Source organism: Arthrobacter sp. ZBG10 (assembly GCF_001238605.1).
Taxonomy (GTDB): Bacteria; Actinomycetota; Actinomycetes; order Actinomycetales; family Micrococcaceae; genus Arthrobacter.
Genome location: NZ_LFQH01000150.1, coordinates 1 through 422, shown reverse-complemented (window position 1 = coordinate 422; position 422 = coordinate 1). Strand labels below are relative to the sequence as shown.

Sequence of the window (422 nt, the reverse complement as noted above, 5' to 3'; positions counted from 1 at the left end):
ACCCACCAGATGAAAAAGCTCACGCTTGATGATCTGAAGAAGTTCCGCGACCACCTCCGGATTCCGGTCACCGACGAGCAGCTCGAAAAGGATCCGTACCAGCCGCCGTACTACCACCCCGGTAACGACGCCCCGGAGATCAAGTACCTGCACGAACGCCGCGCAGCACTGGGCGGCTCCGTCCCGGAGCGCCGCTCCAAGCACGCAGAGATCACCCTCCCCGAGGACAAGACCTACGAGGTGGCCAAGCGCGGTTCGGGCAAGCAGCAGGCAGCGACCACCATGGCGTTTGTCCGGCTGCTCAAGGACCTGATGCGGGACAAGGGATTCGGCAAGCACATCGCCCCGATCATCCCCGACGAGGCACGCACGTTCGGTATGGATGCGTTCTTCCCCACGGCCAAGATCTACAACCCCAAGGG

General features: G+C 62.8%; 1 pseudogene. It reads left to right on the top strand.

Annotated elements, in window-relative coordinates:
- A pseudogene (locus tag ACU18_RS18970) lies at nucleotides 1-422 on the top strand (pyruvate dehydrogenase (acetyl-transferring), homodimeric type); the annotation flags it as partial.